Origin of the sequence: Pseudoxanthomonas sp. CF125, assembly GCF_900104085.1 — a bacterium.
Classification (GTDB): Bacteria; Pseudomonadota; Gammaproteobacteria; order Xanthomonadales; family Xanthomonadaceae; genus Pseudoxanthomonas_A.
Genome location: NZ_FNLD01000001.1, coordinates 40,828 through 56,288 on the forward strand (window position 1 = coordinate 40,828; position 15,461 = coordinate 56,288).

14 protein-coding genes are annotated in these 15,461 nt (G+C 62.6%); 10 read left to right on the plus strand and 4 right to left on the minus strand.

Annotated features, from left to right (window positions below):
- Positions 1-83: 83 nt before the first annotated feature.
- Entirely contained in the window at positions 84-1,478 is a 1,395-nt protein-coding gene (locus tag BLR66_RS00220; protein ID WP_093279648.1) for a glutamine synthetase family protein, read from the minus strand.
- A gap of 209 nt (positions 1,479-1,687) precedes the next feature.
- Here BLR66_RS00220 and BLR66_RS00225 point away from each other — a divergent pair, with 209 nt between their 5' ends.
- The 10 genes from BLR66_RS00225 (at position 1,688) to BLR66_RS00270 (ending at position 12,779) form a co-directional block, all read left to right on the plus strand.
- On the plus strand, positions 1,688-2,443 hold the full coding sequence (locus BLR66_RS00225; RefSeq protein WP_093279649.1) for a gamma-glutamyl-gamma-aminobutyrate hydrolase family protein: 756 nt from the start codon (positions 1,688-1,690) through the stop codon (positions 2,441-2,443).
- A 9-nt stretch (positions 2,444-2,452) separates the two neighbouring features.
- Positions 2,453-3,835: a glutamine synthetase family protein gene (locus tag BLR66_RS00230; protein WP_093279650.1), complete on the plus strand. Its 1,383-nt coding sequence runs from the start codon at positions 2,453-2,455 to the stop codon at positions 3,833-3,835.
- A 100-nt stretch (positions 3,836-3,935) separates the two neighbouring features.
- Complete coding sequence (locus BLR66_RS00235) at positions 3,936-5,300, plus strand: aspartate aminotransferase family protein (protein ID WP_093279651.1); 1,365 nt, start codon at positions 3,936-3,938, stop codon at positions 5,298-5,300.
- 107 nt (positions 5,301-5,407) lie between these two features.
- Entirely contained in the window at positions 5,408-6,529 is a 1,122-nt protein-coding gene (locus BLR66_RS00240; protein ID WP_093279652.1) for a polyamine ABC transporter substrate-binding protein, read from the plus strand.
- An 80-nt stretch (positions 6,530-6,609) separates the two neighbouring features.
- On the plus strand, positions 6,610-7,242 hold the full coding sequence (locus tag BLR66_RS00245; RefSeq protein ID WP_093279653.1) for a DJ-1/PfpI family protein: 633 nt from the start codon (positions 6,610-6,612) through the stop codon (positions 7,240-7,242).
- Between the two features lie 32 nt (positions 7,243-7,274).
- Positions 7,275-8,417: an ABC transporter ATP-binding protein gene (gene potA / locus BLR66_RS00250; RefSeq protein WP_093279654.1), complete on the plus strand. Its 1,143-nt coding sequence runs from the start codon at positions 7,275-7,277 to the stop codon at positions 8,415-8,417.
- Positions 8,414-9,322 (plus strand): ABC transporter permease subunit, encoded by a 909-nt coding sequence (locus tag BLR66_RS00255; RefSeq protein ID WP_093279655.1) that lies wholly within the window; start codon positions 8,414-8,416, stop codon positions 9,320-9,322. The genes potA and BLR66_RS00255 overlap by 4 nt, the downstream gene beginning before the upstream one ends.
- The gene (locus BLR66_RS00260; RefSeq protein ID WP_093279656.1) at positions 9,319-10,161 is read left to right on the plus strand and encodes an ABC transporter permease subunit; all 843 of its coding nucleotides are present in this window, start codon (positions 9,319-9,321) and stop codon (positions 10,159-10,161) included. Before BLR66_RS00255 ends, BLR66_RS00260 begins: the two co-directional genes overlap by 4 nt.
- A gap of 227 nt (positions 10,162-10,388) precedes the next feature.
- Positions 10,389-11,750, plus strand: coding sequence for an NAD-dependent succinate-semialdehyde dehydrogenase (locus tag BLR66_RS00265; RefSeq protein WP_093279657.1), 1,362 nt, complete (start codon positions 10,389-10,391; stop codon positions 11,748-11,750).
- A 165-nt stretch (positions 11,751-11,915) separates the two neighbouring features.
- Positions 11,916-12,779, plus strand: a complete 864-nt coding sequence (locus tag BLR66_RS00270) for a pirin family protein (protein ID WP_093279658.1) — start codon at positions 11,916-11,918, stop codon at positions 12,777-12,779.
- Between the two features lie 34 nt (positions 12,780-12,813).
- On the opposite strand, the gene BLR66_RS00275 is transcribed toward BLR66_RS00270, so the two are convergent.
- From BLR66_RS00275 to BLR66_RS00285, 3 genes are all read right to left on the minus strand, one after another.
- A complete protein-coding gene (locus BLR66_RS00275; protein ID WP_255402251.1) occupies positions 12,814-13,281 on the minus strand; it encodes a hypothetical protein in 468 nt (155 codons plus the stop codon).
- Between the two features lie 231 nt (positions 13,282-13,512).
- Positions 13,513-14,253 (minus strand): aquaporin Z, encoded by a 741-nt coding sequence (aqpZ, locus tag BLR66_RS00280; protein ID WP_093279659.1) that lies wholly within the window; start codon positions 14,251-14,253, stop codon positions 13,513-13,515.
- Positions 14,254-14,519: 266 nt separating this feature from the next.
- Entirely contained in the window at positions 14,520-15,383 is an 864-nt protein-coding gene (locus BLR66_RS00285) for a pirin family protein (protein WP_093279660.1), read from the minus strand.
- Positions 15,384-15,461: the final 78 nt, after the last annotated feature.

The window sequence follows — 15,461 nt, forward strand, 5'->3', positions numbered from 1 at the left end:
GTGATGCTTGGAGCACTCGCTTCGCTCGTACCCCTCATCCGCCCTTCGGGCACCTTCTCCCACAAGGGGAGAAGGGGAGCTATCTACACTGCCCGCAGATACCAGTCGTATTCCAGCGTAGTCACCTGGGTATAGAACGTGTGCATTTCCTTCAGCTTCTGCTGCCCATAAATATGCCGGAACGATTCACCAAACTGCTCTCGAATGAAATCGCTACCCATGAAATCATCAATGGCCTGACGCCAGTACGGCGTGCGTATCTCGGTCTGCTCGTAGGCATTGCCCACCACCGGCGCGCCAGGATCGAAACCGTTCTCCAGCCCATGCAGCATCCCCGCCAGCACTGCCGCGGTCACCAGATACACATTGGCGTCGGCGCCGGCGATGCGGTGCTCGACGCGCGTGTTGGCTTCGTTGCTGTGCGGGATGCGCATGGCCACGGTGCGGTTGTTGTAGCCCCAGGCGTCATTGAGCGGCACGAAGGCGTTGAGCACGAAGCGGCGGTAGCTGTTGGCGTGCGGCGCGAACAGCAGCAGGCTGTCCTTGGCGCTGCGTTGCAGGCCGCCGATGGCGTGTTTCAAGGTATCGGCTGGTGCTTCCGGAGTGGAGGCGAAAATGTTGTCGCCCTTGTCGTCCAGCACGCTGACATGGATATGCAGGCCATTGCCGGCTTGCTCGGCGAACGGTTTGGCCATGAAACTGGCCTGCACGCCCTGCTGCTGGGCTACGGCTTTGATCGCACGCTTCAGCATGACCGCATCGTCGCAGGCCAGCAGGGCATCGTCACGATGCTTGAGGTTGATCTCGAACTGGCCCGGCGCGTATTCGGCCACGGCCGTATCGGCGGGAATCCCCTGCGCCTTGCACGCGGCCGACACCGCATCGGTGAAGCCGCGGTAGTCGTTGAGGTCTTCCATGTAATAGACCTGCGTGCTGTTGCTGCGGCGGCCGGTTACCGGATTGACCGGCGTACGCGGCTTGCCGTCGGCATCCAGATGCGCGTCGAACAGGTAGAACTCCAATTCCACCGCCACCACCGGCTTGAGGCCGCGGGCGGTGTAACGTTCCAGTACGCGCTTGAGCACTTCCCGCGGATTGGCCTCGAAAGCGCCGCCTTTGGCATCTTCCATCGACAGCAGCAATTGCGCCATCGGCCGCGGCGACCAGGGCACCGCACGCAGCGAGCCCGGCACGGGACGGCAGATGCGGTCTTCATCGCCGATGTCGTAGCCCAGGCCGGTTTCCTCCACGGTGTTGCCGGTGATGTCGGTGGCGATCAGCGACATCGGCAGGCACACGCCCTCCTGGTACACCTTCTCCAGTGCATCGCGGGTGATGCGCTTGCCGCGCAGCAGGCCGTTCATGTCGGGCAGCAGCAGGTCGACCAGTTCGCAGTCGGGCAGCTGCCGCAAGGTGGCTGCATCTGCCGAGGCAAGCAGGGAAATATCGGGAAGGGAGGTGTCTGGGATGCGGGTCATGATGGCGTCACGGGCGGTTCGCGGCAGCTTACCAGAGAGATCCCGCTGTCAAGAATACTCAACGCGTTTGATAGTGTTGATGTCCTGAAGTGTCCTGAAATGGTGCCGCAATGCACCAATATCGGGATAAAAGCGGTAATCCGGCAGTTGGTGTTGTAAAAATAAAACAGGCAGGTTAAGTTGCGGCAAGCTTTTTCGAGCCTCCCCCAATGGCCAGCCTGCCGCTGGTCGGCCTTCCCACCGACCGTAAAGAAATCGGTCCACATCCCTTCCTCGCGGTCGGCGAGAAGTATGTGCGCGCGGTGGTGGAAGGGGCGGGGGCGCTGCCTGTCCTGCTTCCCACTTTGCGGCCTGCGCTGCCGCTGGAGCAGTTGCTGGAACAGGTCGACGGCATCCTGTTGACCGGCGCGGTCAGCAACATCGAGCCGCATCATTACAGCGACGAACCCAGTTACGAAGGCAATCTGCTCGACCCCGTGCGCGATGCGACCACCCTTTCGCTGGTGCCGCTGGCGATCAGCATGGGCGTCCCGCTGCTGGCGCTGTGCCGCGGTTTCCAGGAGGTGAACGTCGCCTTCGGCGGCAGTCTCTACCAGAAGGTGCAGGAGCAGCCCGGATTCCTCGATCATCGCGAGAATCCCGCCGATCCGTTGGAACGGCAATACGCTCCCGTGCATGCCGTCACTCTCAACCCGGGCGGCTTGCTGGCCGGGATCGCCGGTGCGCCCTCGGCGCGCGTCAACTCGCTGCACGGGCAGGGCGTCGCGCGCCTGGGCAAGGGGCTGAAGGTGGAGGCCGTGGCGCCTGATGGGCTGATCGAAGCATTCCGCCACGAAGGCCCGGGTTTCCTGCTGGGCGTGCAGTGGCACCCGGAATGGCGCGTCACCGAAAACCCGTTTTACCTAGGCATATTCAAGGCATTCGGCGACGCCTGCCGGGCGCGCGCCGCACAACGCAATCACTGAAGCGAATTTATGACCCAACGCCAGGCCCAGAAAAAAACCGTGCCGGAAAAACCGGAAAGCTCCTTGCGACGCTGGCTGAAGGAACGCAGCATCACCGAGGTCGAATGCCTGGTGCCCGACATCACCGGCATTGCGCGCGGCAAGATCATTCCCGCCGACAAGTTCTCCCACGACTACGGCACCCGGTTGCCGGAAGGCATCTTCGCCACCACCGTCACCGGCGATTATCCGGACGACTACTACGACCTGACCTCGCCTTCGGATTCGGACATGTTCCTGCGCCCGGACCCGGACACGGTACGCATGGTCCCCTGGGCTACCGATCCCACTGCGCAGGTGATCCACGACTGCTACACCAAGGACGGCAAGCCGCACGATCTGGCTCCGCGCAACGTGCTCAGGCGCGTGCTGGCGGCGTACGAGGAGGCCGGTCTGCGTCCTGTGGTGGCGCCGGAGCTCGAATTCTTCCTGGTGCAGAAGAATACCGATCCCGATTTCCCGCTGCTGCCGCCGGCCGGCCGCTCCGGCCGCCCGGAAACCGCGCGCCAATCCTATTCGATCGATGCGGTCAACGAGTTCGATCCCATCCTGGACCTGATGTACGACTACTGCGATGCGATGGAACTGGACGTGGACACGCTGATCCACGAATCGGGCGCGGCGCAGCTGGAAGTCAATTTCACCCATTCCGATGCGCTGTCGCGGGCAGACCAGGTGTTCTTCTTCAAGCGCACCATGCGCGAGGCGGCGATGCGCCATGGCATCTACGCCACCTTCCTGGCCAAGCCGATGGAGAACGAGCCCGGCAGCGCCATGCATATCCACCAAAGCATGCTGGACAAGAAGGGCAACAACGTTTTTACCGGCAAGAGCGAAGGCAAGCTGAGCCCGACATTCGGCCAGTATCTCGGCGGTCTGCAGAAGTACGTGCCGATGGCGATGGCGTTCTTCGCGCCCAACGTCAATTCCTATCGCCGTCTGGCGCTGGGGCAGGTTGCGCCCATCAACGTGCAATGGGGCTACGACAACCGCACCTGCGGCCTGCGCGTGCCGATGGACACGCCGGAGAACATGCGCGTGGAAAGCCGTTTCGCCGGCTCCGACGCCAACCCCTACCTGGCGATGGCGGCAACGCTGGCGTGCGGTCTGCTGGGCATGCGCGAAGGTTTGAAGGCGACCGCGCCGCTGGCCAGCAGCGCGCAGGAGCTCGGCTTCGAGCTGCCGCGTTCGCTGGGCGAGTCGCTGGACGAGCTGGAAACCTGCAAGCCGCTGCAGGAACTGCTGGGGTCGCGCTTCGTGCGCGCCTACGTGTCGGTGAAGCGCAAGGAATACGAGACCTTCTTCCGCGTGATCAGTTCGTGGGAGCGGGAGTTCTTGCTGTTGAACGTCTAATCACCGCTGTAGGAGCTGCGTAAGCTGCGACCGCTCTTCTTCGACAATTGATCGGGTCGCAGCTTACGCAGCTCCTACAAAATTGAATTCTGGAGTCTCAATGGACCACCTGGACACCCGCACCCTGCAACAACTCGATGCCGCGCACCACCTGCATCCGTTCAACGACAACGCCGCGCTGGCGAAGAAAGGCACGCGCATTCTTACCCGCGGTGAGGGCGCTTACGTATGGGATGCCGAAGGCAACAAACTGCTGGATGCCTTCGCCGGGCTGTGGTGCGTCAACCTCGGTTACGGGCGCAAGGAATTGGGAGAAGCGGCATCCAAGCAGATGACCCAGCTGGCCTACTACAACAGCTTCTTCCAGTGCACCACCGAGCCCACCATTCTGCTCGCGGCCAAGCTCGCCGAGCTGACCCCGGGCGATCTCAACCACGCGTTCTTCACCAACTCCGGTTCCGAAGCCAACGACACCATCCTGCGCCTGGTGCGGCATTTCTGGGCGGTGCAGGACCAGCCGCAGAAGAGCATCTTCATCGGCCGCCACAATGGCTACCACGGCACCACCATGGCCGGCGCCAGCCTGGGCGGCATGGCCGGCATGCATAAACAGGGCGGGCTGCCGATTCCCGACATCCACCACATCGATCCGCCGTTCTGGTTCGCCGATGGCGGTGAGCTGGATCCCGACGAATACGGTGTGCTCGCTGCGCGCAGGCTGGAAGCCAAGATCCTTGAGTTGGGTCCCGACCGCGTGGCCGCCTTCATCGGCGAACCCATCATGGGCGCCATCGGTGTGTATATCCCGCCCAGGACCTATTGGCCCGAGATAGAACGCATCTGCCGCAAGTACGACGTGCTGCTGGTCGCCGACGAGGTGATCTGCGGCTTCGGCCGCACGGGCGAATGGTTCGCCTCCGACTACTTCGGCTTCATGCCCGACGTGATGACCCTGGCCAAGGGCATCACCTCCGGCTATATCCCGTTGGGCGCGGCCATGTTCAACGACCGCGTCGCCGGCGTGCTGGCCGACCAGGGCGGGGAACTGGCGCACGGTTGCACCTATTCGGGGCACCCGGTATGCACGGCGGTGGCATTGGAGAACATCCGTATCCTGCAGGAAGAAAAGATCATCGAAACCTGCAAGACCGACACCGCTCCGTACCTGGCCCAGCGTTGGGCCGAACTGGGCGAACACCGCCTAGTCGGCGAAGCGCGCATCGCCGGCATGGTCGGCGCGCTGGAGCTGGTGCCGGACAAAGGCCGGCGTGCATTCTTCGATGATCGCGGTAAAGTGGGGCAGCTGTGCCGCGACAGAGCATTGGCCAACGGGCTTATCCTGCGCGCCACCTACGATGCCATGCTGCTGTCGCCGCCGCTGATCGTCAGCCGGGACCAGATCGACGAGTTGTTCGAGAAGGCCTGGAAGGCGCTGAACGAGACCGCGGCAGAGCTGGGTTTGTAGTGGGTTTTGCAACAATGCTTTGAACGGGAAGGGAACAACGGGCGCTCCGCGATTCCGCGGAACGCAGATGCCAACAACTAGCCCTTGCGGGCCATCTGGAGAGTGCGATGAAACTGCGAATGCTGGGTGCAACGATCGCCGTGTGCATGCTTGCCGCATGCGGAGGCAAGGGCGGCGACAAGGCCGCCACGGCCGCCGAAGGCGACAAGAGCGTCAACGTCTACAACTGGTCCGATTACATCGCCGAGGACACCAACGCCAACTTCGAAAAGAAGACCGGCATCAAGGTCACCTACGACGTGTTCGACAGCAACGAAGTGCTGGAGACCAAGCTGCTGGCCGGTTCCAGCGGCTACGACGTGGTGGTGCCGACGATGAATTTCCTGGGGCGCCAGATCCAGGCCGGCGTGTTCCTGCCGCTGGACAAATCCAAGATCCCGAACTACGCCAATCTCGATCCGGCGATAATGAAAAAACTGGAGTCGCAGGACCCGGGCAACAAATACGCGATCCCGTACATGTGGGGCACCACCGGCATCGGCTACAACGTGGACAAGGTCAAGGCCGCGTTCGGCAACACCGACCTGACCAACAGCCTGGACATCGTTTTCAAACCGGAGAACATATCCAAGCTCAAGGCCTGTGGCGTCACCGTACTGGATACGCCGTCCGAGCTGATCCCGATCACGCTCAACTACCTGGGTGAAGACCCCAACAGCACCGATCCGGCGGTCATCAACAAGGCCGCGGCACTGTTGAAGACCATTCGTCCCTACATCACCAATTTCCACAGCTCACAGTACATCGACGCGCTGGCCAACGGCGATATCTGCCTAGTGGTGGGCTGGTCGGGCGACATCATCCAAGCTCGCGACCGCGCGGCCGAAGCCGGCAACGGGGTCAACATCGCCTACGCCATCCCGAAGGAAGGCGCGCCGCAGTGGTTCGACATGCTGGCCATCCCCAAGGACGCCAAGCACGTGGACGAAGCCTACGCCTACATCAACAACCTGCTGGACCCGCAGGTGATGGCCAACAACTCCAACTTCATCAGCTATCCCAATGCCGTGCCCAAGGCCAAGGAACTGATGGAGAAGAGCATCACCGACGACCCGACCGTGTATCCGCCGCCGGAGGTCGAAGCGAAACTGTTCACCTTCGCGATCATCCCGCCGGAAGTCGACAAGCTGTATACGCGGATCTGGACGGAATTGAAGACCGGCAAGTAAACGCACGAACGGGGCAGGCGGTCACGCCTGCCCCGATTCGTTTTCGGGCGCCAATAGCGATCATCTGAAAGAACGCCGCCATGCACATAGCGATCCTCACCTTCGAAGGATTCAATGAGCTCGATTCCCTGATCGCATTGGGCATACTCAATCGCGTCAAGACCCCTGGCTGGCGAGTGACACTGTCATGTCCGGCGGCGTCGGTCACTTCGATGAACGGCGTAACCGTGCATGCGCAATCGAGTCTGGAAGAGGCCTGCACGGCAGACGCCGTCATTGTCGGCAGCGGCATGCGAACCCGGGAAATCGTCGGTACCCCCGAGCTGATGGCCCGGTTAAAGCTGGATCCGGCGCGTCAGCTGATCGGCGCCCAATGCTCGGGCACGTTGATCCTGGCCAAGCTCGGCTTGCTTGGCGGCGTTCCCGCCTGTACGGATCTCACTACCAAGCCTTGGGTACAGGAGGCGGGCATCGAGGTCATCAATCGGCCGCTCTACGCACAAGGGAATGTGGCGACCGCCGGCGGCTGCCTTGCATCGCAATACCTTGCGGGTTGGATCATCGCGCGTCTGGAGGGCGAGGAGGCCGCAAGAAATGCGCTTCATTACGTCGCCCCGGTCGGCGAGAAAGAGGAGTACGTCGCTCGCGCCATGGGAAATATCGTTCCGGCGACCAATTCGCCCAGGTCGGAGCAGGTTCGACGGTCGGCTTGATTTTTCTTACGCAGAACATTCTGGGGACAACGATGGCAATCGAACAGTTGAACGGAACCAAGAACACGGCCGGCAATGCCAAGGTCGTGGAGGACTACCTGCGGATCGTCGATGTGCGCAAGGAGTTCGATGGTTTCGTCGCGGTCGAGGATACCGACCTGAGCATACGCAAGGGAGAGATCTTCGCGTTGCTGGGAGGATCGGGTTGCGGAAAATCCACCTTGCTGCGCTGCCTGGGCGGTTTCGAGAAACCCACCTCGGGCAAGATCTACCTGGACGGGCAGATCATGAACGACCTGCCGCCGTACGAACGTCCCATCAACATGATGTTCCAGTCCTACGCGCTGTTTCCGCACATGACCGTGGAGCAGAACATCGCCTTCGGCCTGAAGCAGGACGGGTTGTCGAAGGACGCCATTAAAAAACGCGTCGACGAAATGCTCGCGCTGGTACAGTTGGGAAAGCTGGCCAAGCGCAAGCCGCACCAGCTGTCCGGCGGACAGCAGCAGCGCGTGGCGTTGGCGCGTTCGCTGGCCAAGGGGCCCAAACTGCTGTTGCTGGACGAGCCGATGGGTGCGCTGGACAAGAAGCTGCGCTCGCAGATGCAGTTGGAGCTGGTCAACATCATCGAGACCTCCGGCGTCACCTGCGTGATGGTGACGCACGACCAGGAAGAAGCCATGACCATGGCCACGCGCATCGCCCTGATGGACTCGGGCCGCATCCGCCAGGTCGGAACGCCCGACGAAATCTACGAATCCCCCACCAGTCGCTTCGCCGCCGAGTTCATCGGTTCGGTGAACATGTTCCAGGGCAAGGTCGACGAGGACATGGCCGACTACGTGACCATCCTGTCGCCCTCGTTGGATACGCCCATCTATGTGGGTCACGGCATCTCCGGTTTCGAGGGACAGGAAGTCTCGTTCGGCGTGCGTCCGGAGAAGGTCCACATCAGCAAAGAAGAACCCGACCAGCGTTACAACAAGGCACGCGGCAAGATCGAGGACATCGCGTATTTCGGCAGCCATTCCGTATTCCACGTGCGCCTGCCCAGCGGCTATAAATTCATGGCCAACTTCGCCAACCAGCAACGCTGGGCCAGCGAAGGAATGACCTGGGGCGACGAAGTCTGGGTGTCATGGGGCGATAACGAAGGCGTGGTGCTGACCTCATGAACGCCATTCTGAAAAAAGTGTTCCCGCACCCGCGCTGGGCGGTGATCTCGGTTCCGTATCTGTGGCTATTGGTATTTTTCGCCATCCCGTTCCTGATCGTGCTGAAGATATCGTTCTCCAAGCTCGCCATCGCCATGCCCCCGTACACGCCGGTGCTGGAGTACGTGGACAACGCGCTGTCGCTGAAATTGAACCTCAGCAACTACATTGGCCTGTTCACCGATTCGCAATACGTGCAGGCCTACCTGAGCTCCATCAAGATCGCCGCCATCTCCACATTCCTGGCGTTGCTGATCGGCTACCCGATGGCCTACGTCATCGCGCGGCTGCCGCCCTCGGCGCGCAACATCGCCATGATGCTGGTGATCCTGCCTTCGTGGACTTCGTTCCTGATCCGCGTCTACGCCTGGATCGGCATCCTTAAGCCCAATGGCCTGCTCAATAATCTGCTGATGAAGCTGCACCTGATCAGCGAACCCCTGCAGATCTCCAATACGCCTACCGCCGCCTACATCGGCATCGTCTACTGCTACCTGCCGTTCATGGTGCTGCCGCTCTACACCAATCTGGTCAAGCACGACCATCGGCTGCTGGAGGCGGCCTACGACCTGGGCGCCAAGCCGTGGAAGGCCTTCTTCAAGATCACGCTACCGCTGTCCAAGGCCGGCATCATCGCCGGCTGCATGCTGGTGATGATTCCGGCGGTGGGCGAGTTCGTGATTCCGGAATTGCTGGGCGGCCCGGACACCTTGATGATCGGGCGCGTGCTGTGGAACGAGTTCTTCAACAACCGCGACTGGCCCACCGCTTCGGCCGTGGCCATCGTGATGCTGGGACTGCTGCTGATCCCGATCCTGATCTTCAACCGTGTGCAGCAGAGCGAGATCGAAGGGAGGCTGACATGAGCAACCTCGCCAAGCGCTGGCCGACCTGGCTGATCCTGGCGCTGGGATTCGGCTTCCTGTACGTGCCGATCCTGGTGCTGATGTTCTATTCGTTCAACGAAAACAAACTGGCCACGGTGTGGTCGGGCTTCTCGCTCAAGTGGTACGGCAAGCTGATGGAGAACGACCAGATGCTGGGCGCGGCCTGGATCAGCATCAAGATCGCTTTCTTCACCGCCACCGCCGCGGTGATCCTGGGCACCCTGGCCGCGCTGGTGATGACGCGCATGCGGCGCTTTCCCGGCAAGACCCTGTTCGGCGCGCTGATCACCGCCCCGCTGGTGATGCCGGAAGTGATCCTGGGCCTGTCCATCCTGATGATGTTCATGTCGCTGGGCAACCTGGTGGGACTCGCTCCGCGCGGCATCCTGTCGATCTGGATCGCGCATGTGACCTTCACGCTCGCCTTCGTCACCGTAGTGCTGTCCTCGCGCATGGCCGAACTGGACAAGTCGCTGGAGGAAGCGGCGATGGACCTGGGTGCGAATCGGGTCAAGGTGTTCTTCCTGATCACGCTGCCGATTATCGCTCCTGCCATCGTCTCGGGCTGGCTGCTGGCCTTCACTCTGTCGCTGGACGACGTGGTGGTCGCGAGTTTCGTATCCGGCCCGAGTTCAACCACCTTGCCGATGGTGGTGTTCTCTTCGGCGCGGCGTGGACTCAACCCGCAGGTCAATGCGCTGGCCACGATCATGATCGTAGTGGTGTCGGTCGCCGCCTTCATCGCCTGGTACCTGATGAGCCGCGAAGAAAAAAGGCGCCAGCGCGACATGCAGCTAGCATTGCAGGATAACGGCTGAGGCTTCCGCAGCTCTGGCTTGCCTTTGCCTTTGCCCCCTTTGACAAAGGGGGCTACGGGGGATTTGCCTTTGATCTTGATCTTGATCTTGATCTTCGCTAAGCCACCAAGGGCAAAGAGCAAGAGCAAATCCCCCTCGATCCCCCTTTTTCAAAGGGGGAGGCCACTACGGCCAGCTAACTCCTCGGCTGGCAATATCCATTCCAGGTAACCTCCACGAAAATCATCATGACCGTAGAAACCGTCAATCCCGCGACCGGCAAGGTCGAATACACGCTTGAGCTCATGGACGCCGCCGCTGTCGAGGCGATCCTTGCCGCTTCCGCCTCGGCGTTCCCGCAATGGTCCGCGCGACCGCTGGCCGAACGCGGTGATTTCCTACGCAAGGTGGGCGCGCAGCTGCGCAGCCGTCGCGACGATATCCAGAAGATCATGACCGCCGAGATGGGCAAGCTGCGCAAAGAGGCCTTGGCCGAAGTGGACAAGTGCGCCGACGCCTGCGACTACTACGCAGAGCATGCGGCCGGCTACCTGCAGGATCAACCCATCGCCACCGAAGCCAGCAACAGCTACGTGCGTTTCGAGCCCATTGGCTGCGTGCTGGCGGTGATGCCGTGGAACTTCCCGATCTGGCAGGTGTTCCGTTTTCTCGCCCCCGCCCTGATGGCGGGCAATGTGGCGGTGCTCAAGCACGCCAGCAACGTACCGCGCTGCGCGGACATCATCGCCGAGACGCTGCGCGATGCCGGCATTCCGCCCGGCGTGTTCGCAGCGCTGCATATCGACAACGACCAGGCCGCCGAAGTGCTGCGCGACAAGCGCATAGCCGCGGTGACCTTGACCGGCAGCGAACGGGCAGGGCGTTCGATCGCCGCCAACGCTGGCGACCAGCTGAAGAAATGCGTGATGGAACTCGGCGGCAGCGACGCCTTCGTGGTGCTGGAAGACGCCGACCTGGACAAGACGGTGGCCAGCGCGGTGACTTCGCGCTTCGGCAATGTGGGCCAGACCTGCATCGCGGCCAAGCGCTTCATCGTGGTGGATGCCATCGCCGACGCGTTCGTGCAGCGTTTCGTCGATGCCGCCTCCAAACTGAAGCTCGGCGATCCCAACGAAGAAACCACCACCTTGGCCCCGATGGCCAGACAAGACTTGCGCGACGAGCTGCACAAGCAGGTGCAGGCGAGCGTGGCCAAGGGCGCCAAACCGCTATTGGGCTGCGAACCGGATGGTTCCCACGCGGGCTATCCGGCGTCGATCCTAGATGCCGTGGCGCCCGGTATGGCGGCCTACGACGAAGAGCTGTTCGGGCCCGTGGCCAGTATCCTGCGGGTCAAAGACGAGGCCGAGGCGGTCAAGGTGGCCAACGACACCACTTTCGGCCTGGGCGGCAGCGTATGGACCGGCGACCGCGAGCGCGGCAATCGGGTCGCGCGCCAGTTGCAATGCGGCGCGGCTTTCGTCAACGCGATCGTGAAGAGCGACGTGCGCCTGCCGTTTGGCGGAACCAAGCGCTCCGGCTTCGGCCGCGAACTGGCCGAGCACGGCATCCATGAGTTCATGAACATCAAATCCGTCTACGTCGCCTGATGCTTTGTAGGAGCGGGCCCTGCCCGCGACGGAGTTCACGGGTAGAGCCTGTCGCGGGCAGGGCCCGCTCCTACAGACCTTGCTGGTGGAACGAAGGGTTCCGCTCTACGACATTCCTTACGGGGTAGGCCGGTGCCATCTTGTGGGCATCGAAAAGGAGCCGCTATGAACACTGTCGCCACTTCATCCCATCCCGTCCGCGTTGCCCGCGTTATCCGCGGCCGCCCGACTTCCGACGGCGCCGGCGTCAAGCTGACCCGCGTCATCGGCGGTCCGGATTTGCCGGAGCTCGACCCGTTTCTGTTGCTGGACGAGTTCGGCACCGACCGTGCCGAAGACTACCTGGCCGGTTTCCCCAGCCATCCGCATCGCGGTTTCGAGACCGTCACCTACATGCTGGACGGGCGCATGCGCCACAAGGACAACCATGGCAACGAAGGTCTGTTGACTCCTGGCAGCGTGCAGTGGATGACCGCCGGCCGCGGCCTGGTGCACTCGGAAATGCCGGAACAGGAATCCGGTCGCATGCGCGGCTTCCAGCTGTGGGTGAATCTGCCCGCACGCGACAAGATGACCGACCCGAAGTACCAGGAATACGCGCCGGATCGTATTCCGGTGGCCAACCCGGCCGCTGGCGTCAGCGTCAAAGTCATCGCTGGCCAGGTGGGCGAGGTGGTTGGCCCGATCGTGCAGCCGGCGACCGATCCGGTGTATCTGGATGTCGCGCTGGAGGCAGGCACGGCGTGGGAATACCTCTTGCCCGAAGGCCATAACGCGTTCGCCTATGCGTTCGAAGGCGCTGCGACGGTGGGCGAAGGCGAAGACGCGCGTGCGCTGGAGACCCACGAGATGGCGGTGCTGGGCGGCGGTGATCTGTTGCAACTGCGCGCTGGCGGCAAGGGCGCGCGCCTGATCGTGGTCGCGGGCCGGCCGCTGCGCGAGCCGGTAATGCGCCATGGCCCGTTCGTCATGAACACCAAGCAGGAACTGATGCAGGCCTTCGTGGATTACCAGGAAGGCCGCTTCTGAATCCCGGGGCGAGTTGCGCTCGCCCCGGCCAGCGTCAGTTGCCGGACACCAGGTAAGCGGTGCCGGCGCTCACGTCCAGTTTTCCGGTCAGCGTCAGCAGTTCGGCCAGGTCCTGTGTCGATGGGGCATCGATCCAGATCTGGGCGTACTGGCCTTTGCCCAGTTCCACGACGGTGATGCGCCGCGAAGCGAGATAGGTTTCATCGCGTCCAGCGATGTCGGGCAGGTACCAGTGCAGGGACTCGCCGGAGAATACGCCCGACTCAACGCGACGCGACTTGCTCAGGCGCAGGTCCGGGTCGCGCGAGGTCAGCAGCAGGTTGATCGACTTGCTGCCGTCTTCATTGCGTGCCTTGCAGGCGAGGAAACCGGTGTTGACCCGCTCCTCCCATTGCAGGCCGGAGCTTGCCGGAAGCGGCGGACAACGAGAACTCGCCTGTTGCGCCAGGGCTACGCCCGGCAGCATCAGCAATACCAAAAAAAACAGATAAGCAGATTTCATGACTAGTTTCCCCTGGAAGGGCCGTAGCGGCATACGAATAATGGATTCACTGTCCTGGGCCCACGGCAGTCTTGCCGGGATGGACCCGGCCTGCGATGGTCATGCTCCTGTCCGATGGCGCTCCCCGCCACCGGACTTCGACAGTAGCCCAGGTTTTTGCGACAAAATAATGCACGCGTCACAAAAAAGCCGGGCATTGCCCGGCTTTTTGTCGAACGGAAAGCGGAACCGTCAGGAATTGCCGACGATGTTGGGCTCGTCGCGCCCCAGCCAGCCGTACAGCATGCCGCCGATCAGCGCGCCCAGGATCGGTGCGACCCAGAACAGCCATAGCTGACTCAGCTGGCCGGAACCGGCGAACACCGCCACGGCGGTCGAGCGCGCCGGGTTCACCGAGGTGTTGGTGACCGGGATGCTGATCAGGTGGATCAAGGTCAGCGCCAGACCGATGGCGATGGGCGCGAAGCCGGTGGGCGCGTTCTTGTGGGTCGAACCCATGATCACGATCAGGAAGAACGCCGTCAGCACCACTTCGCACAGGAAGGCGGCCGCGACCGTGTAGCCGCCCGGCGACAGCGCGTCGTAACCGTTGGTGGCGAAGGCGCCCGCAGCGGTCGGGTCGATGGCGAAACCGCCGCCGCCCTTGGCGATCTGCAGCAGGATGAAAGCGGCGGCGATGCCGCCCAGCACCTGCGCAAGGATGTACGGCACCAGGTCCTTGGCCGGAAAACGGCCGCCGGCCCACAGCCCCAGGCTTACCGCGGGATTGAAGTGGCCGCCCGAAATATGGCCGAACGCGTAGGCACCGGTCAGCACGGTCAAGCCGAAAGCCAGCGAAACACCGACGAATCCGATCCCCAGCGGATTGCCGTCGCCGCCGAAGTTGGCGGCGAGCACCGCGCTGCCGCAGCCGCCCAATACCAGCCAGAACGTGCCGAGGAACTCGGCCGCGAGTTTTTTGCCCAGATTCATGTTGCCCCCTCAGAGTGTCGATCCGCCGGTTGGCGGCCCGCGCAAAGTAGCGGAAGCGATGATCGCGTTTGTTTCTTTTCCGTTAGATGCAACGTGTTGCGCCGCAAAAGCTCCGCGGCTCACATCAATGCCGTCTCCGGTTCCCGAAGACCCAATGCTTTGTAGATGTCGTGGGAGCGGCGTCCCGCCGCGAGCTTTTCGCTTCTCTAGTCGATAGTCGATTCAAGAGCTCGCGGCGGGACGCCGCTCCCACAGCCAGTCGCGTCTTACCGTTCCGGCAGCGGAATGAATTCCACTTCGCCTGGGATCTGGCCGAAGCTTCCATCCAGCCAGTCCTGCTTGGCCTGTTCGATGCGCTCCTTGGAACTGGAAACGAAGTTCCACCACATGTGGCGTGGGGCATCCAGCGGCTCGCCGCCCAGCAGCATGGCCTTGAGCGGAGTCTTGGCGCGCAGTACCGGGCGCGTGCCTGGATCCAGCACGACCAAGTGCTTGTCGGGAAGATCGGCACCGTCCAATTGCGCATCGCCCTCCAGAATGTAAAGCGCACGCTCTGCATACAGATCGTCGATCGCCAGCTCGGCGTCGGCGTCCAGGTCGACGGCGACATTGAAAGTGTCGGCGAACACCCGCACCGGCGATTCCTCGCCGAAGGCGCGTCCGGCGATCACCCGCAGGAAGGCGCCGTTCCTTCGCAATTGGGGCAATGCCGCGGCATTGTGGTGGTGGAACTCGGGCGCTGTTTCCTCGTCCGCTTTCGGCAAGGCCACCCAGGTCTGCATGCCGTGCACGGCATGGCCGCGCGCGCGCGCGTCGACCGGCGTGCGTTCGGAATGGGCGATGCCGCGGCCTGCAGTCATCCAGTTGACGTCGCCGGGCAGGATCACCTGTTCCGAGCCCAGCGTGTCCTTGTGGTTGATCGCGCCGGCCCACAGGAAAGTCACCGTGGCCAGGCCGATATGCGGGTGCGGGCGCACGTCGATGCCGCGGCCGGGTTCGAAGATTGCCGGCCCCATGTGGTCGACGAACACGAACGGCCCGACGCCGCGGGCTTGCAGGCTGGGTACGGCGCGGCGTACTTCGAAACCGCCGCCCAGGTCGTGGGTGCGGGGAGTGATGATCGTGGTCATGGGTGTCTCCGGGAATGGCGGCAGGATCGCACAGGAAAGCCGGATGCTTGATTCGACAGCGGGAACGGATCGTTGCGC